We start from the raw sequence: 20,890 nt of genomic DNA on the forward strand, positions 1-20,890 counted from the left end.
AGACTGCAATGTTAGCTTATCCTCACCTACTCGCGCCCCTAAATCTTGGTTTTACCACCTTGAAAAATCGCGTATTAATGGGGTCGATGCATACCGGGCTGGAAGAGTTGCCCGATGGCCCACAGCGCCTGGCCGCGTTCTATGCGGAACGAGCGGCAGGAGGCGTCGGCTTGATTGTCACTGGCGGCATTGCGCCCAATAAAAAGGGCGTGGTGTATCAGGGCGCATCGGTGCTAAATGACGCCTCACAAGTGCCGCACCATCAAATTGTGACCGATGCAGTGCATCGTGCCGGCGGTAAAATCGCGCTACAAATTCTGCATGCGGGCCGTTATAGCTATCAAAAACAGCCGGTTGCACCCTCAGCATTACAAGCGCCAATTAACCCTTTTACTCCTCAGGCATTGAGTCACGACGAAGTGCTGCAAACCATTGCCGACTTTGCAAACTGCGCGCGATTAGCCAAACAGGCGGGTTATGACGGTGTAGAAGTCATGGGTTCTGAGGGATATTTGATTAATCAATTTATTACCGCCAAAACCAATCATCGCAATGATGAATGGGGAGGTGACTTTACGCGTCGAATGCGCTTTGCCGTTGAAATCGTGCGGGCAGTCCGAGAGGCGGCCGGCCCTGATTTTATCTTAATTTACCGCCTTTCTATGCTCGATTTAGTCGAGGACGGCTCCAGTTGGGATGAAATTGAACAGTTGGCGCTGGCGGTCGAACAAGCGGGTGCCACCCTGATTAACACCGGCATTGGCTGGCATGAGGCCAGAATCCCCACTATCGCCACCATGGTGCCACGCGCCGGATTCAGTTGGGTGACCCGTAAATTGATGGGGAAAGTGAATATTCCATTGATCACCACCAACCGGATTAATGACCCCGCAGTGGCGGAGCAAGTGCTGACTGACGGCTGCGCAGATATGGTGTCAATGGCGCGTCCATTCCTCGCTGATGCCGCTTTTGTGCAAAAAGCGGCTCAAGATCGGGCGGATGAAATTAACACCTGTATCGGCTGTAATCAGGCCTGTCTGGATCAGATTTTCGACGGCAAACTGACTTCGTGCCTGGTTAATCCTCGCGCCTGCCGTGAAACTGAAATGCCCGTATTACCGACAGACGCGCCGAAGCGGCTCGCGGTGGTCGGCTCCGGCCCTGCTGGGTTGGCTTTTGCTGTCACGGCGGCCAGCCGCGGTCATCAGGTCACACTCTTTGAGGCGGCGACAGATATTGGCGGCCAGTTCAATATTGCCAAGCAAATCCCCGGTAAAGAGGAGTTCTACGAAACACTGCGTTATTTCCGTCGCCAATTAGTGCTCCATGGTGTCATTCAGCAGTTAAATACCCCGGTACACGCCGGGCAATTGGCTGATTTTGATGAAATCATTCTCGCTTGTGGTATTCAGCCGCGTTTGCCCGCCATCAAGGGTATTAACCATCCGAAAGTGCTGACCTATCTGGATGTATTGCGTGATAAAAAACCGGTCGGTGAACGGGTGGCTATTATTGGCGCGGGGGGCATTGGGTTTGATACTGCCGAATATCTCAGCCAATCCGGTGATTCCAGCAGCCTGGATAGCCGCGCATTCAACCACGAATGGGGCATTGATCAAGATTTAGCCCATCGCGGCGGGCTATCGCCAGAGGGAAGCAAAGCCCATCCATCACCACGAGAAATTTTTCTATTGCAGCGAAAGACCAGCAAAGTCGGTGAAGGGCTTGGGAAAACAACCGGTTGGATTCACCGCACCAGTTTGGCGATGCGTGGCGTGAAGATGCTCAACAGTGTCAACTACGAAAGTATTGATGATGAGGGCTTACATATCATTCGAGCAGAACAAGCCAGTTGTCTCCCCGTCGATACCATTATTATTTGTGCGGGCCAGGAGCCACGTCGAGAATTGCATCAGCCCTTGCTGGATATGGGCAAAATCGTGCATTTGATTGGCGGTGCTGACGTCGCCGCAGAGCTAGATGCCCGCAGAGCCATTGATCAAGGAACACGGCTGGCGCTGGCGATATAAGCATGAGTAAAAAGCGGGAAGTGGTAAATACCACGCCCCGCAGCGTCCAGGACAATCGCCTCGGGGTTAATTTTAGCAAAGGATTATCCAAAGTCATTGGCGTCACCGGTAGGCAGCAAGCAAACAAATCCCGATGAGCTGACTCAAGTCAGTGATTCGGGTGAGTGCGTGCCGCTAACACCCCGGTGGCTTCAAGGACAAAGGATTATCCAAAGTCATTGGCGTCACCGGTAGGCAGCAAGCAAACAAATCCCGATGAGCTGACTCAAGTCAGTGATTCGGGTGAGTGCGTGCCGCTAACACCCCGGTGGCTTCAAGGACAAAGGATTATCCAAAGTCATTGGCGTCACCGGTAGGCAGCAAGCAAACGAATCCCGATGAGCTGACTCAAGTCAGTGATTCGGGTGAGTGCGCGCCGCTAACACCCCGGTGGCTTCAAGGACAAAGGATAATTAGAAATCGCTGTACGACATATCCAGACTACCACTGCCACCGCCCTCAGAGCGGGATGAAGCCGTTTTTACCGCTTTAAGCACCATAAACTTCTGGTTGGAATCCAGTGTCTCGCAGTTACCAAACAAACGTTTCAATTTGTGGAAATAATCCAAATGGCGGTTCCCGACAATCATCAGCTCGCCGCCCACTTTCAGACAACGTGTGGCATCACAGAACATCTGCCAGGCCACGTGGTCACTGACCGCGTGTTGTTGATGGAATGGCGGGTTACAGAGTACCAGCTGCAAACTCTCGCGCTCCACACCGGCTAAACCATGGCTCACCATAAATTCACAGCGCGATAAATCTTGCGGGCGGTTATAGGTGATATTCAGCTCGCTGGACGCCACCGCCATATAGGATTCATCGACGAATAACATTTCTGCCAGTGGGTTTTGCTCCAGCGCGATTAAGCCAACCACCCCATTACCGCAGCCCAGATCGGCTATTTTACCTTCTACATCATAAGGTAAGATTTCCATGAAGAAGCGCGCACCGATATCCAAATTATTGCGCGAAAAAACGTTCGCATGGTTATGGATAACATATTCAGTGTTTGCCAATGGCCAATCCGTGGTTTCCGGCGCTTCTGACGGTGGAATATCGGCCACTTCACAGTGAATCAGTCGCGCTTTTTTCCATGCCAGAGTCGTTTTGGTCGGCCCCAGAATTTTTTCAAACAATTGCAGGGTAGAATTATGCACATCGCGGGATTTTGCCCCGGCAATAATCACCGTGTCCGGCGCGACGACGCGACGTAAAGCATGCAATTGATGCTCCAGCAGCGCTAATGCTTTAGGGATCTTAATCACCACCAGCTTAGGGGCCTCAGGCAAGGCATCCGTACTGCTCAACAAGGTGGCAGCTTCTTCATCCAGATGATTTAAACGCAAATTATGCGCCGTCGCTAGCTGGCTCATATAAGAGTCACTGACACTAAATGGACGATGGGCATGTAAAGCACAGGCCAGCGTACCAAACTGGTCGTTAAACACCAGCACCGAACGGCCATCAATTTGGCTTAAGTCAATGTTTTGTAGCAGATATTCATCTGCCGCTTCCCACGCCTGTAAGGTGTTGGAATTTTCTTGTGGGGGAAAACGTTCAAGCTCAAGGCTTTCTGTCCCCAGTAAGAGTTGGCTCATCACCGCTCCTGGCTACTATTATAAATAATAAATTTGGGCTGTTTATCCCCTAAAACGGGCGCTCAGTAAAATGTTTTTTTGCTTAAATGCCGTTTTATCGAAACCAAGACCGACAAAAAGGGAGAAATTCTAGGGTCTGGCCGGGAAAGCAGGCTAACAAACGCCTCAAAAGCGCTTAATGAAAAGTGTATTTTACCCCAATGCCAATCATTACAAAATCTTAGTTTTATGCCAATTCATTAGCAATTGGCTTCATTTGGATGGGTTCAACATAAAATACCCCATCAAAATATGGCATTCTATTTATTAGTAATAAAATAAGAATATTTTCTTGTTTTATTTTTATAAATCTTATTTTAAAGGGTTAAAAGCACAAAATATCTCATTTTATATCTGGCCTGAATATGCAGCCAGAAACCATATTTCAACAATTCATAACTCTTGAATATTAATTACCAGGAAGGTAAGCAGACAATGTATATATCAAATATTATCCGATCAGAAAACCGTATGAGTACTCCACAACTTATTAATTCTCATTTATTGCCTCATCGCATTACGTCTTGTGCTAAAGCTATCAGTGCGTTGTTATTGGTATTAGGGAGCACGCCAGTTTGGGCAAATGATGATAATGATGAGGAAACTATTGTTATACCCTCTAATTTAACCCCTTTCACCCCTATGACTGATGCCCCCCCTCCGCCACTGATCCCAGGTCAGTTTATTCCGCGACCACAACCCGGCCCCAGTGTATTTGTTAATGAACCAGATGGTACTCACTTGTCACAACAAGACCCTGACAGGGTATTTCATATAGCAGTTGTCCCTAAACCCGCTGACGGAGCTGTAGCTAAACCCGCAGCCGAAGCTGTGGCTAAGCCCGCTGACGGAGCTGTAGCTAAACCCGCAGCCGAAGCTGTGGCTAAGCCCGCTGACGGAGCTGTAGCTAAACCCGCAGCCGAAGCTGTGGCTAAGCCCGCTGACGGAGCTGTAGCTAAACCCGCAGCCGAAGCTGTGGCTAAGCCCGCTGACGGAGCTAAACCCGATGCAAAAGCTAAAACAGCGCCATCCCGCCCCCAGAAAAAGGCCCCTGTACTGGTATCTAAACCCGCGCCCATCATTGGCCACAATCCGCAAGTCGGTAGCTATATTGCTAACCAGATAGCGGCTCAACAAATGTTTATTACCGATGACTTACAATATCGACAGGGAGAAACTCGATACATTGACCCAGTAACAGGCGAGGAAAAAGTCAGTAGTCTGTGGCTCAACACTTCAGGCGCCAAAAACCGCTTTAACTCTGGCAATGACCAATTACGGACGAAAAGTAACCGCTACGCTATCCAACTCGGGGGAACCCTAAACAAATGGAGCAGCGGTGGAGATGACCAAGGGATTTTAGGGATAACCGCAGGTTTTGGTAAATCAACCAATCACAGCCATTCTACATCCTCTCACCACCAGGCTCAGGGTTCTGTTGATGGTTATAATCTCGGTTTATACAGTATCTGGTACGCTGATAACCAGACCCGGCTTGGGCCTTACATTGATCTCTTGGCGCAATACGGCTGGTTTAATAATCAAGTTAAAGCGCCAAATGTTACAACTGCTGCGAATTACAAATCTTACCTATTTACTAGTGCACTGGAAACCGGCTACAAAATTCAACTGCTCGAAACAGCCGATACCAAGCTTTCGCTACAACCTAGAGCAAAAGTAATGTGGCAACGTACTAGCGGGTTACTGCATAAAGAGCCTAATGCAATACTCATTAATATTGAAGAAGACAATGCGGTGACCACTAAATTAGGGATGCGCACTGTACTTGAGTTAGATATTGATACCTTATCATCGGCCAAAAACCTGCAAATTAGCCCTTCTTTTGAAGCTAATTGGATCCATAGCCGTGTCAATCAAGGAGTTCAATTATCGCGAGCCTACACCACCCCGCAGCGAGTACAGGACAAGATAGAGTTAGTGAGTGTCAATGTTTCGCCGCAAGGAAATAGTAATATTGCTGACCTTAAGCTGGGTATTGAAGCTAACATTGATAGTAATCTACGGTTGTGGACTTATTTAGGCCATCAATTCGGTGGGCACAACTATAGCGATACTCAAGCCACTATAGGGATGAATTATCGTTTCTAAGCTGGCAATATTTAATTCGTTTTCCCTATTAAATTGAAAATATCCATATCGGCAAAATGTAGTCACAGTGATGCCGATATGGGTAACTTTCAGTTTAAACTGCGGGATTTTATATGAGCCGCCAATTTCTATTTAAGCTAATTATTTTTGTTCAAATAATCGCCTTTTGTCTAACCCTCTGAAAAACGCTATTATCGGCGTCAATATACACAGAGCCATTGGCAACCAGAGCAAATACATATGCAGGAACTCACCTATCTGCACGGTTATCCCGAACACTTACAGTCTCAGGTACAGCAACTCATTACTGAACAGCGATTGGGCAATGTATTGCGCCAGCGTTACCCTCAACCACATGATTACAATACAGACAAAATGCTGTATCAATATACGGTTGATTTAAAAAACCAATATCTACGCAATGCTCAGCCGTTAAGTAAAGTGGCTTATGACAGTAAAATTCAAGTCATGAAACATGCACTAGGCCTGCACACCGCTATCTCCAGAGTGCAAGGCGGCAAATTAAAGGCCAAAGCGGAAATCAGAGTCGCGACAGTGTTTAAAAATGCCCCTGAAGCCTTTCTGAAAATGATTGTGGTTCATGAATTAGCACATTTGAAAGAGAAAGATCACAACAAAGCGTTCTACAGTTTATGCTGCCATATGGAGCCGCAATATCATCAGTTAGAGTTTGATACACGCCTCTATCTAACACATTTGGATCTATTTGGCGCGATTTACTAGACTTTGATTTACCTATTTCGCTATAAAAACCAATCCGTTAATGGCGGGGTGGTTCAATGTGTTTTTCTTCTGTAGGAATGGAGTTCACTATGATTCGTTTCGCTGTTATTGGCACCAATTGGATCACCGCGCGTTTTGTTGATGCCGCACACGAAAGTGGCAAAATGAAACTGGTCGCTGTTTACTCCCGTAAATTGGAGCAAGCCAAAAAGTTTGGCGATGATTATAACGCTACTGAATGCTTTGATGATCTTGAAGCAATGGCAGCCAGTGATCAGATTGATGCTGTGTATATCGCCAGCCCAAATTCTTTGCATTACCCTCAAGCTAAATTGTTCCTCAGTCATAAAAAGCACGTCATTTGTGAAAAATCATTGGCTTCTAATTTTGCAGAAGTTGAAGCTTTAGTTGCCTGTGCCCGCGAACATGAAGTCGTGCTATTCGAGGCCTTTAAAACGGCCTACCTACCTAATTTTGCTCAATTAAAACAATCTCTACCGCGGGTGGGGAAGTTGCGTAAAGCCTTTATCAATTACTGCCAATATTCATCACGTTATCAGCGTTATCTGAATGGTGAAAACCCGAATACCTTTAATCCTGCATTTTCGAATGGCTCGATTATGGATATCGGTTACTACTGCCTGGCAAGTGCTTTGGCTTTATGGGGAGCGCCTAAATCCGTGCTCGCAAGCGCAAGCTTATTACCGAGTGGTGTTGATGCCCACGGCACTGTTTGTCTAAATTATGGTGATTTTGATGTGGTTATTATTCACTCAAAAGTGAGCCAATCGGATATTCCTAGTGAAATTCAGGGCGAAGATGGCTCATTAGTTATCGAAAGCATTTCTGAATGCCAGTCCGTAGCCTTTACTCCTCGAGGTAGTCACTCACAAGACCTGACGCAGCCTCAGCATATTAATACTATGCTGTATGAAGCCGAGGTTTTTGCCAATCTGATTGAAGCTCATCAGGTAGAACACGATGGCTTACAGTTGTCATTGCTGACGTCACGAATCCAAACGGAGATCCGCCGCCAAACCGGCGTTATCTTCCCAGCGGACTCCCAACCACCCGCAGTAAGTTAATATTTTGTTTCAATGATTGACCTGCGGGCTATTTTGAATTATTTTTGCGCGGCAAAGGGGAGTAACTTCATTGCCGGTTTGCCGTCATTACGGTGCGAAAGCACCCGGTTACCGGGCACCTCATTAATGTTCGGGCATCTGTTTAGATGCTTCCATACCCAAAATAATTCGAGTTGATGGATGATGGGTATACATTAATAGAGTTGTAAGTGAGACCTTGCCGGAAGGCGAGGTTTGCTTGCAGCTCAGACATAGCGGCTGGCGTCTTCCGACGTTGGCCGTTTTTGTTTTACGAGGTTTATAAATGATGAATACCGTGGGTACTCCCTTACTGTGGGGTTGTTTTGCCGTTGTTGTGACAATTATGCTCGCCATCGACTTATTGTTGCAGGGGCGGCGTGGCTCACAAACCATGACTCTACGCCAGGCCGCCTGTTGGTCGCTGGTGTGGGTGAGTTTGTCTTTGCTGTTTAATGCCGGTTTCTGGTGGTATCTGACTGAGACCATGGGGCGCGAAATCGCCGACAAGCAAGCGCTGGCTTTCCTGACCGGCTATCTGATTGAAAAAGCACTCGCCGTCGATAACGTCTTCGTCTGGCTGATGCTATTTAGCTATTTTGCTGTTCCTGCTAATTTGCAGCGCCGCGTGCTGATTTACGGTGTATTAGGTGCGATCGTGCTGCGTACTATCATGATCTTCGCCGGAAGTTGGTTGGTGTCGCAATTCAGTTGGATTTTGTACCTGTTTGGTGCTTTCCTCCTGTTTACCGGCATCAAAATGGCATTGGCGAAAGAAGACAATACGCCGATCGGCGAAAAGCCACTGGTGCGGTGGATTCGTAATCATCTGCGCATGACTGACGAGCTACATGGCGACCACTTTACTGTGCGCAAAAACGGTCTGCTCTATGCTACGCCGTTAGTATTAGTATTGATTCTGGTTGAACTGAGCGATGTCATTTTTGCCGTTGATAGCATCCCGGCTATTTTCGCCGTCACCACGGATCCCTTTATTGTTTTGACCTCTAACTTGTTTGCGATTCTAGGCCTACGCGCCATGTATTTCTTATTAGCAAACGTGGCTGAGCGCTTCTCCATGTTGAAGTATGGCTTATCGGTAATTTTGGTCTTTATCGGCGTCAAAATGATGATTATCGATCTGTTCCATATCCCTATTGGCATTTCATTAGGTGTGGTAGCAGGCATTCTGGCCCTAACATTGTTAATTAATGCTTGGGCAAATCATCGTGCAGATAAGCGTTTAGCAGCAGATAAAACCGCTCATAAATAGTTAGCATTGCGACACAATATATTATGCGGGGCAGTTATAGCCCCGCATTTATCTCGCTTATTTCGCCAACCACCAAATGTTATTGCCATCACACAAATGTAAACAAAATGTTATGCAAATTTGATCCGCATTGGATTTTGCTGATTGTTTCTTTCCTGCCCAATAGATTCCCTTATACTGTCAAAGCAAACACACCCAGTTACAAATAATACTAAGTTACAGGTGTGGAAACTATGCCCCAAATAATTCGAGTTGTAGGACGGCGGCAATTGAGTGACAAATTGGTTGTAAACCATTTTGAACAGCGCTTGCGCTGGCACGTAGGGTGAGCTTCTGATGAGGCTCATAATCCCGATGAGCTTACTCAGGTAAGTAATTCGGGTAAGCGAGAGCAGCCAACACATACAACTTGAAGTATGACGGGTATAAGCGCGTGGCCCCGTTCCGGCTTATGCGCTAATTAACTAAAAATAATATTGGGAAGAGGTATCACTGGAAACTATGGAAAATACACAGTCTGGCTTTATCGGATTTATCATCCGCGGTAGTTTGGTTAAACAGATTTTGGTCGGCTTGATTGCCGGGATTATTTTAGCGCTAGTCTCCACTCAAGCCGCACTGGCTGTGGGTTTGCTGGGGACTTTGTTTGTGGGTGCATTAAAAGCGGTCGCCCCAGTTCTGGTTTTGATGCTGGTCATGGCCTCAATTGCTAATCATAAGCAAGGCCAAAAAACCAGTATCCGCCCTATTCTGTTTTTGTATCTATTGGGTACATTCTCTGCCGCACTGATTGCCGTGGTGGTGAGTTTTATTTTCCCCTCAACCCTGATCCTGGCCACTCATACTGCGGATATCACCCCACCGAGTGGGATTACCGAAGTGTTGAAAGGCTTGTTGAGCAGCATCATTGCTAACCCAATCCATGCGCTGCTTAATGCCAATTATATCGGCATTCTGGCTTGGGCTGTGGGCTTAGGTATTGCTTTGCGTCATGCCGCTGATACCACCAAAGCATTGATTAATGATATGTCTGACGCGGTAACCAAAGTGGTACGGGTGGTTATTCGCTTTGCACCGCTGGGTATCTTTGGTCTGGTTTCCTCCACCATGGCAGAAACCGGCTTTGGCGTGTTACTGGGCTACGCACAACTGTTGGTGGTGTTGATTGGCTGTATGTTACTGGTCGCATTGGTGGTCAACCCACTGATTGTTTACTGGAAAATCCGCCGCAATCCTTATCCATTGGTGTTTGCCTGCTTGCGCGAAAGTGGCGTTACCGCTTTCTTTACCCGCAGTTCAGCCGCGAACATTCCCGTGAATATGGAAATGTGCAAAAAGATGAATTTGAATGAAGATACCTATTCGGTATCCATTCCATTGGGCGCTACCATCAATATGGCAGGTGCGGCGATCACCATCACTGTGCTGACATTGGCGGCAGTTCATACCTTAGGCATTACCGTTGATTTACCCACCGCTCTGCTATTGAGTGTGGTTGCTGCGGTCTGCGCCTGTGGCGCATCGGGTGTGGCTGGCGGCTCGCTGCTGTTGATCCCGCTGGCATGCGGCATGTTTGGCATTCCAAATGAAATCGCCATGCAAGTGGTCGCGGTTGGTTTCATCATTGGCGTATTGCAGGATTCAGCTGAAACCGCGCTGAACTCCTCAACCGACGTCCTGTTTACCGCCGCAGCTTGTCAGGCCGACGATGCCAGACTGGCGGATCCTGATCCGCTGGCTAACCGTAAAAGCGTCTGAATTTCAACCTAAAGGGGATGGGGGCAATTTAGCCCCCGTTTCTTATTGAATCACATCTTCTTTTTCCGCTTTCTTCTCTACCAGAAAAGGGTCTATCCCTTGCTGTTGCAGACGATAGAAACGAATAATATTAAAGCCGTTAAGCAGCAAGAAACTGCCTTCAATCAATGAACCGCCAATAGATCCCAACCAAACATTGTGGATAACCCAGCACACGGTGGAGACCCACATCACGCAGCGAGTTGTCAGGCCAGTGGTGCGAAATATCGCCCAAGTGCTGATAACGGTGCCGAAAATCGGCAATATCTCGACCGCGTGCTGCATACGCCATATACCAAAAGCTAATGTCAGACTGATAAACACCAACATGGCAATATTACTGCGGGTTTTAGCCGCGACCAGATTTCGCAGCGCATTGAGCATGGCGCTACTGCCAGCCGCACTGGCTCCCATCAGGAAGAAGTGGCAGCCAATAATGGCACTGTAGGCGGAAAGTTGAAGTCTAAAACGCCGTTCATCACGATTGAAGAACATGGTGATACCGACAAAAAATGCCAGCACGCCAACGGCTTGAGCAAACCAATAGAAAGTCATGGGGGGATAATCCTGGTGTACGGTGACCGTACTAATTAATAAGCAAACGGCATTTTATTAAAAATAATAAAACACCGTTTCATATTAATCAAAAGACACAATATTTACAAGGTGACGCCACTTTTAAAGATGGCCAGTTCGCGGAAATCATTGACTTCATTGCGTGCTGGTTGACCATTGGCAATGGCGACTATCAAATCAATAAACTCTGTCAATAATGTATCCATTGGCGTGCCGTGAATCAGTTTACCGGCATCGAAATCAATCCAATGGGGCTTTTTGGCAGCCAGTTCACTGTTAGTTGCCAGTTTAACTGTCGGCACAAAACCGCCGTAAGGTGTGCCACGGCCGGTACTGAATAACACCATATGGCAACCTGCACCCGCTAATGCACTGGTGGCGACAGCATCATTACCCGGGGCGCTGAGTAAATTCAGCCCAGGGCGCTGTAGGCGCTCACCATATTTCAGCACATCGACCACTTTGCTCTGGCCCGCTTTTTGGGTGCAACCCAGTGATTTCTCTTCCAATGTGGTGATACCGCCCGCTTTATTGCCCGGAGATGGGTTTTCATAAATCGGCTGGTTATGCGCGATAAAGTACTGTTTGAAATCATTGACCATACTAACGGTCTTTTCAAACGTTGCTTCATCACGGCACCGGCTCATCAAAATCCGCTCTGCCCCAAACATTTCCGGCACTTCTGTCAGGACGGATGTCCCGCCATTGGCAATCACATAGTCAGAAAAACGGCCCAGTAATGGGTTAGCGGTAATTCCTGATAAACCATCAGAACCGCCACATTCCAGACCAAATTTCAGCTCACTCAACTTACCCGGCACCCGTTGGTCATGGCGCATCACCTGATACAAAGCATGCAAATGCTCCAGACCGGCTTCGACTTCATCATCCTGCTGCTGACAAACCATAAAGCGCACGCGATCTTCATCAACCGGCCCCAGCGTGGTCTGGAAAACATCTACCTGATTGTTTTCACAGCCCAAACCAATCACCAGCACTGCGCCAGCATTGGGATGGCGCACCATATTTTGCAGCATGGTTCGGGTGTTTTCGTGGTCCTGACCCAGCTGTGAACAGCCAAACGGGTGGCTGAACAGATAGACGCCATCAATACCTTCCGCGTCTTGTGTTTCTTTCAAGAAGCGTTGCTGGATCTGGCGGGCGATCCCATTCACGCAACCCACAGTTGGGATGATCCACAGTTCGTTACGCACGCCCACATCGCCATTATCCCGGCGATAGATCTGTACTTCGCGATCCGCCATTTGTGGTGGTAACTCACTGAATTCTGGCTGATATTGATACTCATCCAGATCACTGAGGTTTGTTTTGGCATTTTGCGAATGAATATGTTCGCCCGGCTGAATCAGTATTAATGCATGGCCGATCGGCAAACCATACTTAACGATCATTTGTCCCGGCTCAATGGCTGTCAGGGCAAATTTATGCCCACGAGCGACTGGCTGAGCCAACTTAACACTGAATTCTCCGATTTCGAGAATCTCATCAGCGGCTAAATCTTGCAGTGCGACGGCGACATTATCTAGCGGGTGAATTTTTATAATACTTTGCATAATTAGACTCTTAGATGTAAGCCGCGACTGCAACTCTCATACCACTGTCAATAATGGTTTGCAGTTGTTCTGTCACCTGATTTGCCAGTTGCGGGACGGCCGTCAGATCCTGACCCCAGTGGGTAGCATCAGACAATACGCCGTTAACTAACTCTGCCAGCGCGATATCGCCGTTTTTTACCCCATTCCACAAGGTTGAATAACGTTCCAGCCAGTGAGCATCATCCTGTAGCGGATAAGTTTGACCATCACGTTCACCACGATAAAAGGCGATCAAAGCAGCCAGGGCAAAGGTCAGGCGCGGTGGCAATTTGCCTTGCTGTTGTTGATAAGTCAGCAATTGAGGCAAAATTCGGGTGCGGAATTTTGTCATGCCATTCAAAGCAATAGACAATAATTGATGCTGAATGAATGGGTTGCGGAAGCGGCTCAGTACCGCCTGAGAAAATGACAGCAACTCATCTTTCGGTAAATCCAGTACTGGAACAATCTCTTCAGTAATAGTTTTTTCGACAAAACGGCTGATTTGCGCGTCATCCATGGTTTGGCCGACAGTATCCAACCCAGACAGATAAGCCACTGGCACCAGTGCAGTGTGCGCGCCGTTCAGAATCGCAACTTTGCGCTCTTTATAGGGCTTGATGTCATCAACGATAAGAACATTCAGATCTAATTTATCAAGGCGAAGTTCCTGCGCCAGTTCTTTTGGCCCTTGGATAACAAACAGATAGAAGTATTCAGCCGTGTCCAGGAAGCTGTCCTGATAGCCCAATTCTGCTTGCAGTGCAGCCACTTCATCACGCGGATAACCGGTCACAATGCGGTCAACCAATGTTGAGCAGAAAGTGTTATTTTCCGTCAACCACTGAGTAAACGCTGCTGGCAATTGCCAATGGCTGGCATAGCGCAGCACCAACTCACGCAGAGCTTCACCATTATAATCAATCAGTTCGCAAGGCAGTAGCACCCAGCCTTTATCCGCTGCACCAGCAAAATGCTCAAAACGTTCGAATAACAAACGCGTCAATTTTGCTGGGAAAGAGCTTGGCGGCGCATCGCTGAATTGATCCGCTTCGTTCCAGGCAATGCCAGCTTCAGTGGTGTTCGAAAACATAAAGCGGATATTAGGATCACGGGCCAGCGCCAGATATTCATCAAACTGACGATAAATATTGATTTCGCGGTTAACCGAGCGGATCAGACGGGATTCACGCACCGTTTCGCCTTGCTCGTTCAGACCGCGGATCACCGCAGTATACAAGCCATCCTGGGTACTGAGTGAAGGAGGGAAATCGCTATCGATCGGGCGGATCACCACGATCCCGGCATTCAGATCGGTATGTTCATTCAGTAAATCAATCTGCCAGTCAACAAAGGCTCGCAGGAAATTACCTTCACCGAATTGAATGATTTTGTCCGGGTGGCTACGGCCAGGAAAGTCACGACGGTTCAGAGCTTGCATCAGGGTTCACCTCATAACGCATACTGCCGGGCGTTAAATAAACAACGAGTTAATGTTATATGGGGCTGACATTCAGCCCCGTGATTGTTATCGGATATTCATCACTAAAACAGTTCGGTGATTACAGCTCGATAGCGAAATATTGTTTGGCGTTATCAAAGCAGATGTTTTTCACCATAGAACCCAGCAGCTCAATATCTGCCGGAGCTTCACCATCTTCGACCCAGCGCCCAATCATCTGGCACAGAATGCGACGGAAGTATTCATGGCGGGTATAAGACAGGAAGCTGCGGCTATCAGTTAGCATCCCAACAAAGCGGCTCAACAAACCGAGCTGGGCCAATTGGGTCATTTGGCGTTGCATGCCATCTTTTTGGTCATTGAACCACCAGCCAGAACCAAACTGCATTTTCCCGGCAGGACCTTCGCCCTGGAAGTTGCCTACCATGGTGCCGATCACTTCGTTATCCCGTGGATTCAAGCAGTAAAGGATGGTTTTTGGCAGCGAATTGCGCAGGCCCTGTGCATCCAATAAGCGAGATAAAGGCTGCGCTAAGGGTTGGTCATTAATGGAGTCAAAGCCGATATCCGGCCCGACCAGATTGAACATGCGGCTGTTGTTATTACGCAATGCGCCGATGTGATACTGCTGCACCCATTCACGGCGGTGATACTCGCCAGACAGGAATAATAAGACAGCGGTTTTAAACTGAGCGATTTCTTCGGTACTTGGCTGATTACCGGCCAAACGACGGGCGAGAATGCCGTCTAAAGTCGCTTCATCAGCTTCACCGTAAACCACCACATCCAGCGCGTGGTCAGAAACTTTACAACCATGGGCGGCAAAGTGATCCATACGTTTGTTCAGCGCGGAACACAAATCAGCAAAGCGGCTAATAGAAGTGTCAGCGGCAGCTTCCAGGCGTTGCATATAATCGTTGAAACCTGCGGCTTCAATATTGAAAGCTTTGTCTGGACGCCAGCTTGGTAACACTTTGATATTGAAGCTGCCGTCAGCCGCAATAGCTTTATGGTGGCGCAAGTCATCAATCGGGTCATCAGTAGTACCGACCATTTTGACATTCATCTGCTGCATGATACCGCGCGCAGAGAAGCTGTCCTGAGCCAGCAACTCGTTACCGCGCTGCCAGATTTCTTCTGATGTGGCGGGGGACAATAACTTACCTGTAATACCAAATGGACGGCGTAATTCAAGATGCGTCCAGTGATACAAAGGGTTACCAATAGTATGAGGAACCGTTGCAGCCCAAGCATCAAACTTCTCACGGTCGCTGGCATCACCGGTACAGAAACGCTCCGCGACACCATTAGTGCGCATAGCTCGCCATTTGTAATGGTCACCTTTCAACCAGATGTCATACATATTCTTAAAGCGGGTATTTTCTGCGATCTGTTCAGGGGGTAAATGACAGTGATAATCATATATTGGCTGATCTTTCGCGTAGTCATGATACAGACGGCGGGCAAATTCAGTGTCGAGCAAAAAGTCTTCGGTCAAAAACTGCGACATATTAGGTTCCTCACTTGAAACATCTTAGAGTTCTGCTTTCTGTTATCGCGAAGTTATCACACCAATTTCATCTATCGTCCAGCATTTTTTTATAGATAAAGATCGCAAAAACCTAACAAAAAGAACAAATACTCAACATTTATAGTCTATTTAGTCCCTTTAGGCACTAAGTCTGCTGGGTTCTATTATTCCCTAATTGAAAAGTGGTTTTTGTGATATCACTCAACTTTTAAATCTGTATGACAAGTTATTGTTGCGTCGCCATCAGTCATCTCATTAGCCATGTTCAAATAAAGGCATTGATTTGACCCAAATAGGTATAAAAAATGAGCGCCGTACCAGCACTGCGGTCTCGGATAGGAAGGGAAACCTAAAATAGTTGAAGCGACCGCCAGCACGCCAGCCTCAACTCATGAATAAGAAAGGCCAGGCACCACCGCATGCACAGCAATGTCGGATTGGGCCACATTGCGCCATGAAACATCACGACAGGCGGTGTTTCATGGCAGTAATCTAATACTGGGAGAAAGTTAAAAATGATGCGTAAAATTAAAGGCTTACGCTGGTACATGATCGCTTTGGTTACCGTGGGCACTATATTAGGTTACCTGACGCGTAACGCTATTGCCGTTGCCGCACCAACGTTGCAAGAGCAGTTACATATCACGACACAGCAATATTCTTATATTATCGCCGCTTATTCAGCCGCTTACACTCTGATGCAGCCGGTAGCTGGCTATATTCTGGATGTGGTGGGGACGAAAGTCGGTTATGCCATGTTTGCCGTCATGTGGGCCATATTCTGTATGAGTACCGCATTAGCCAGCAGTTGGGGCGGTTTAGCGATTGCTCGTGGTGCTGTGGGTGCAGCAGAAGCCGCCATGATCCCTGCGGGTCTGAAAGCGACCAGTGAGTGGTTCCCAGCAAAAGAACGCTCCATTGCCGTGGGTTACTTCAACGTAGGTTCTTCTATCGGCGGCATGATTGCACCACCATTAGTGGTGTGGGCTATCATGATGCACAGCTGGCAGATGGCATTTATCATTACCGGTGTGCTTAGCCTGATTTGGGCCATTGCTTGGTTAATCCTGTACAAACACCCGAAAGATCAGAAAAAACTGTCTGATGAAGAGCGTGAGTACATCCTGAGTGGCCAAGAAGCGCAGCACTCTACTGCTAACGCCAAAAAGATGTCTGCAATGCAGATTATCCGTAACCGCCAGTTCTGGGGTATTGCAATACCACGTTTCTTGGCAGAACCCGCTTGGGGCACATTCAACGCGTGGATCCCACTGTTCATGTTTAAAGCTTATGGCTTTAACTTGAAAGAAATCGCCATGTTTGCCTGGATGCCAATGCTGTTTGCCGACCTGGGCTGCATTCTGGGTGGCTATCTGCCACCATTGTTCCAGAAATATCTCAAAGTTAACCTGATTGTTTCCCGTAAGTTAGTGGTCACTATGGGCGGCTTGTTGATGATTGGGCCGGGGATGATTGGCCTGTTCACCAGCCCTTACGCGGCTATCGCCCTGCTGTGTGTCGGTGGATTTGCTCACCAATCACTGTCTGGTGCGCTGATTACCTTATCGTCTGACGTCTTTGGCCGTAACGAAGTGGCCACCGCCAACGGCTTGACGGGAATGGCGGCTTGGACGGCCAGTACTATGTTCGCCCTGGTAGTGGGTGCTTTGGCAGATACCATGGGCTTCAGCCCACTGTTTGCCGCACTCGCCGTATTTGACGTGTTAGCCGTCGTGGTTATCTGGACGGTACTGCAAAACCGCCCGGCAGCCGAACCCGCTATCGATCCGGTACAACAAACGCCAGCCGGACAGAATTAATCCAAGACTTTACGCGAGAGACACCATCAGCCCGGTGATATTTGCCGGGCTTTTTATCCCCGAGCCGCCCTCCTTTACTGCACATTTTCCATCATAACTGTGATAGCAATAACTAGAACCCAATAGGGATAAGTGGTATAACAAGTCCAATTGTATCTCCTACGGGATATCATGCCTTCCAGACAAAATGAGCCGCAAAATTTGCTGCCTCAATTGATCCTTGATCCCAAGAGCCTTAATCATGGAATTCACAGAAACCAGACGGTTGTACCAGCAGTTAGCCGCAGAGTTAAAGCAGCGCATCGAAGCCGGTGTTTATCAGGTGGGCGATAAATTGCCCGCAGAACGCTACATTTCCGAAGAAATGAATGTCAGCCGAACTGTGGTCCGTGAAGCGATTATCATGTTGGAAGTGGAGGGCTATGTAGAAGTGCGCAAAGGCTCCGGCATCCATGTGATGTCGAATCAGCAAAAACACTTGGTCATGCCGAACCAGGGTATTGAATTCGCCACCGCAGGCCCTTTTGAGCTGTTACAGGCGCGTCAATTGATCGAAAGTAACATTGCTGAATTTGCAGCCACACAAGTCACCCGTCAGGATATCGTGCAATTAATCGAGATCCAAAAACATGCGCGGCAAGAAGATCGTTTTCGTGACTCGCAATGGGATTTGAAATTCCATGTGCAAGTGGCGCTGGCGACGCAAAACACCGCGATGGCAACGATTGTCGAAAAAATGTGGAGCCAGCGGGTACATAACCCTTACTGGATCAAACTGCACGAGCATATTGATGATAAGTCGATCGAGAGTTGGTGCGAAGATCACGATCGGATCCTTGAGGCTCTGATGCGTAAAGATCCATACGCCAGTAAGCTCGCCATGTGGCAACATCTGGAAAATACCAAACAAATGCTGTTCCGGGCCACGACTGATGATTTCGAGTTTAATGTAGACCGCTACTTATTCACCGAAAACCCGGTAGTTCATCTCGATATCCCCAAAGAGCTTGGTTTGAGTGTTACAGATAAGCCGCAAGCAAGCGAATCATTGAAATAAGTCATTAGAGACAAATTCGCCAAAAGTCGATGTGACCAGGGCTTATGGCAGCAATGCCCAAGGATGGGCCAGCTAACCGATATCGGTGATTTCCAGCACGAAGAGGCACTCTTCATGCGATGTTGTAGTCAGTAAATGTCGAGTTCTGTCAGCAAATGTCAGTGTTAGGCCTGTTTTTTAACTATTGCTTAAAAAACACTCAATTAGCATCTATATTTCCCTGTTTCATATCCCGCTATTTTGCTAAAGTGGCAGCACTTTTTTATTCGGATGCTTTGGGAGCGAAACGCAAATATATGCGCTGGTTGTTTGCTCTGTTTATTGCAGTAGCTGGCTGGGTCGGTTCGGCTTCCGGCAGCTTGCTATCGTCCACGCATCCCTCATCAGGTATAGTGTTACCTGCGCTTGACCGTCCCTGCGTCAGCGGCACCTCCTCATCCGTCAATGTCTTTTCGTCATATCTGCACCTGCAAAAGAAAGCCCTTTATTCACAATGGCGTCTGATGGGCATTCCTGCCAAAAAAACCGCCATAAAAAACCGGTTGGGTGCAACTAAACTTACCGGCTCAGTTAATCTTTCATTCGCCAATAACACTTGGCATAGCGCACATCTGGCTATGTCCCGCAGCAGCCGAGCGGATGAAATCTATAAACAGCCACGGCAATCACTGCCCCTGTTGAACTATTCCAATTGGATATTCTATGCTTCGACACAGCAAAATCGTGTGGGTGGCTGGAAAGAGAGTAATACTCAATATAGCGGGATGCTTACCTACCATATTATGGCGTGATGCTTTCTCGGTTGTCGTAATACGTGAGCATCGCAACAAGAAGTCAATTTACCTTTAGATATCAGCGAATTGGTTTGCTTTGGTTCCTTTATCAAAACCATCGCTAAAACACGAAAAACCATCAGATATTTTTTGATCGTGTTTATATCCATAACGATGCATACAACAAACAATGACGTTTTAGGAATACCCGATGGATATCATTAAAGAACTCTTACATGCTTTATGGGCGCAAGACTACGAGACACTGGCGAATCCATCTTTAGTCTGGGCCATTTACATCTTGTTATTTGTGATACTTTTTCTGGAAAATGGCCTACTTCCGGCGGCCTTTTTACCGGGCGATAGTCTGCTGATTCTGGTTGGCGTCTTGATTGCAAAAGGGGCCATGAGCTTCCCGGTGACCATTGTGGTATTAACCACCGCAGCCAGCTTGGGTTGCTGGGTCAGCTATATTCAGGGGCGATGGCTGGGGAATACCAAAGTGGTGCAAGGGTGGCTATCCCATCTACCTGCCCATTATCACCAGCGCGCACATAACCTGTTCCACCGCCATGGGTTATCCGCCCTATTGGTCGGCCGTTTCCTGGCATTCGTGCGCACCTTATTGCCAACAATTGCGGGCCTTTCCGGCCTGAGCAATACCCGCTTTCAATTCTTTAACTGGATGAGTGGGTTGCTGTGGGTTTTGATCTTAACCACTATGGGCTTTGCCTTTGGCAAAACACCGGTATTCCTGAAATACGAAGATGAAGTGATGTTTTTCCTGATGTTGCTGCCTCTGGCACTCTTAGTGATTGGCTTATTTGGTTCTTTATATGTGCTTTGGCGCAAAAAAAGTGCCCCTCCGGCTAATAACAGCAATGATAAAGGTAAGCCAGAGTGATTACCCTCAGGGGCCGTTTTAGCCGCCCAGTTTGGCTCTATCTTATCCTGCCGGTGACCGCCTTATTGCTAGCAGCACTGTTGTTTACGCCAATGATTCTGCGCACAGAAAGTGCGTTAAAAATTCGGCCTAATCAGCAGGGTCTGTCGTTACCCGATGGATTTTATCTGTATCAACACCTCGATCAGCGGGGGATTCGCATCAAAAGCATCACTCCGGAGAATGACAGCCTGGTGGTGAGCCTTGAGTCTCCGGAACAGCAAAAAGAAGCGATCGAAGCTTTGCAGGATATCCTACCAAGCGGTTATGTCATTGTGACGAGTGAATCAAAGAAACGTCAGCGTTTATTACCCGCCTTCAGAAATAACCTACAAAATGTAGGGTAATCTACATGACGGGGAGCATCTCCCCGTCATCAGCTCTCCGTTATTCCCTAT

Annotated in this window: 15 protein-coding genes and 1 pseudogene; 11 read left to right on the forward strand and 5 right to left on the reverse strand. The window is 47.8% G+C overall.

The annotated features are described in order from the left end of the window. Positions 1 to 8: 8 nt before the first annotated feature. A complete protein-coding gene (locus tag OVO64_RS19345) occupies positions 9 to 2,030 on the forward strand; it encodes an FAD-dependent oxidoreductase (RefSeq protein ID WP_267248951.1) in 2,022 nt (673 codons plus the stop codon). Between the two features lie 452 nt (positions 2,031 to 2,482). Here the strand turns inward: OVO64_RS19345 and rlmG are convergent, their stop codons facing one another. After that, positions 2,483 to 3,670, reverse strand: a complete 1,188-nt coding sequence (gene rlmG, locus OVO64_RS19350; RefSeq protein ID WP_267248952.1) for a 23S rRNA (guanine(1835)-N(2))-methyltransferase RlmG — start codon at positions 3,668 to 3,670, stop codon at positions 2,483 to 2,485. 510 nt (positions 3,671 to 4,180) lie between these two features. Here rlmG and OVO64_RS19355 point away from each other — a divergent pair. The 5 genes and pseudogenes from OVO64_RS19355 to sstT all read left to right on the forward strand — a co-directional run bounded on the left by OVO64_RS19355 (position 4,181) and on the right by sstT (position 10,696). Then, a complete protein-coding gene (locus OVO64_RS19355) occupies positions 4,181 to 5,818 on the forward strand; it encodes an autotransporter outer membrane beta-barrel domain-containing protein (RefSeq protein ID WP_267248953.1) in 1,638 nt (545 codons plus the stop codon). Positions 5,819 to 6,043: 225 nt separating this feature from the next. Next, positions 6,044 to 6,562, forward strand: a pseudogene (locus OVO64_RS19360) (M48 family metallopeptidase); the annotation flags it as partial. Positions 6,563 to 6,651: 89 nt separating this feature from the next. Then, on the forward strand, positions 6,652 to 7,647 hold the full coding sequence (locus tag OVO64_RS19365) for a Gfo/Idh/MocA family protein (protein ID WP_145591236.1): 996 nt from the start codon (positions 6,652 to 6,654) through the stop codon (positions 7,645 to 7,647). 304 nt (positions 7,648 to 7,951) lie between these two features. Then, positions 7,952 to 8,938: a TerC family protein gene (locus OVO64_RS19370; RefSeq protein WP_038638869.1), complete on the forward strand. Its 987-nt coding sequence runs from the start codon at positions 7,952 to 7,954 to the stop codon at positions 8,936 to 8,938. Between the two features lie 501 nt (positions 8,939 to 9,439). Then, positions 9,440 to 10,696 carry a serine/threonine transporter SstT gene (gene sstT, locus OVO64_RS19375; protein WP_038638866.1) on the forward strand — a complete coding sequence of 419 codons (1,257 nt, stop codon included), beginning with the start codon at positions 9,440 to 9,442 and terminating at the stop codon, positions 10,694 to 10,696. A 42-nt stretch (positions 10,697 to 10,738) separates the two neighbouring features. On the opposite strand, the gene OVO64_RS19380 is transcribed toward sstT, so the two are convergent. From OVO64_RS19380 to uxaC, 4 genes are all read right to left on the reverse strand, one after another. After that, positions 10,739 to 11,290, reverse strand: a complete 552-nt coding sequence (locus OVO64_RS19380; RefSeq protein WP_038638863.1) for a YgjV family protein — start codon at positions 11,288 to 11,290, stop codon at positions 10,739 to 10,741. A 104-nt stretch (positions 11,291 to 11,394) separates the two neighbouring features. Further along, complete coding sequence (locus OVO64_RS19385; RefSeq protein ID WP_038638860.1) at positions 11,395 to 12,885, reverse strand: UxaA family hydrolase; 1,491 nt, start codon at positions 12,883 to 12,885, stop codon at positions 11,395 to 11,397. A 10-nt stretch (positions 12,886 to 12,895) separates the two neighbouring features. Next, on the reverse strand, positions 12,896 to 14,347 hold the full coding sequence (locus OVO64_RS19390; RefSeq protein WP_050292034.1) for a tagaturonate reductase: 1,452 nt from the start codon (positions 14,345 to 14,347) through the stop codon (positions 12,896 to 12,898). Between the two features lie 121 nt (positions 14,348 to 14,468). Continuing rightward, a complete protein-coding gene (gene uxaC / locus OVO64_RS19395) occupies positions 14,469 to 15,878 on the reverse strand; it encodes a glucuronate isomerase (RefSeq protein WP_038638855.1) in 1,410 nt (469 codons plus the stop codon). 536 nt (positions 15,879 to 16,414) lie between these two features. Between uxaC and OVO64_RS19400 the strand changes: the two genes are divergently transcribed. The 5 genes from OVO64_RS19400 (at position 16,415) to mzrA (ending at position 20,839) form a co-directional block, all read left to right on the forward strand. Further along, positions 16,415 to 17,719: an MFS transporter gene (locus OVO64_RS19400; protein WP_323744690.1), complete on the forward strand. Its 1,305-nt coding sequence runs from the start codon at positions 16,415 to 16,417 to the stop codon at positions 17,717 to 17,719. 241 nt (positions 17,720 to 17,960) lie between these two features. Continuing rightward, on the forward strand, positions 17,961 to 18,776 hold the full coding sequence (gene exuR, locus OVO64_RS19405) for a transcriptional regulator ExuR (RefSeq protein ID WP_038638851.1): 816 nt from the start codon (positions 17,961 to 17,963) through the stop codon (positions 18,774 to 18,776). A gap of 296 nt (positions 18,777 to 19,072) precedes the next feature. Then, entirely contained in the window at positions 19,073 to 19,567 is a 495-nt protein-coding gene (locus OVO64_RS19410) for a hypothetical protein (RefSeq protein ID WP_038640016.1), read from the forward strand. 193 nt (positions 19,568 to 19,760) lie between these two features. Next, positions 19,761 to 20,453 (forward strand): DedA family protein, encoded by a 693-nt coding sequence (locus OVO64_RS19415; RefSeq protein WP_004391980.1) that lies wholly within the window; start codon positions 19,761 to 19,763, stop codon positions 20,451 to 20,453. Next, a complete protein-coding gene (gene mzrA / locus OVO64_RS19420) occupies positions 20,450 to 20,839 on the forward strand; it encodes an EnvZ/OmpR regulon moderator MzrA (RefSeq protein WP_032820578.1) in 390 nt (129 codons plus the stop codon). Before OVO64_RS19415 ends, mzrA begins: the two co-directional genes overlap by 4 nt. Positions 20,840 to 20,890 lie beyond the last annotated feature (51 nt).

This window comes from Yersinia sp. Marseille-Q5920 (assembly GCF_946902935.1).
GTDB classification, from domain to species: domain Bacteria; phylum Pseudomonadota; class Gammaproteobacteria; order Enterobacterales; family Enterobacteriaceae; genus Yersinia; species Yersinia rochesterensis.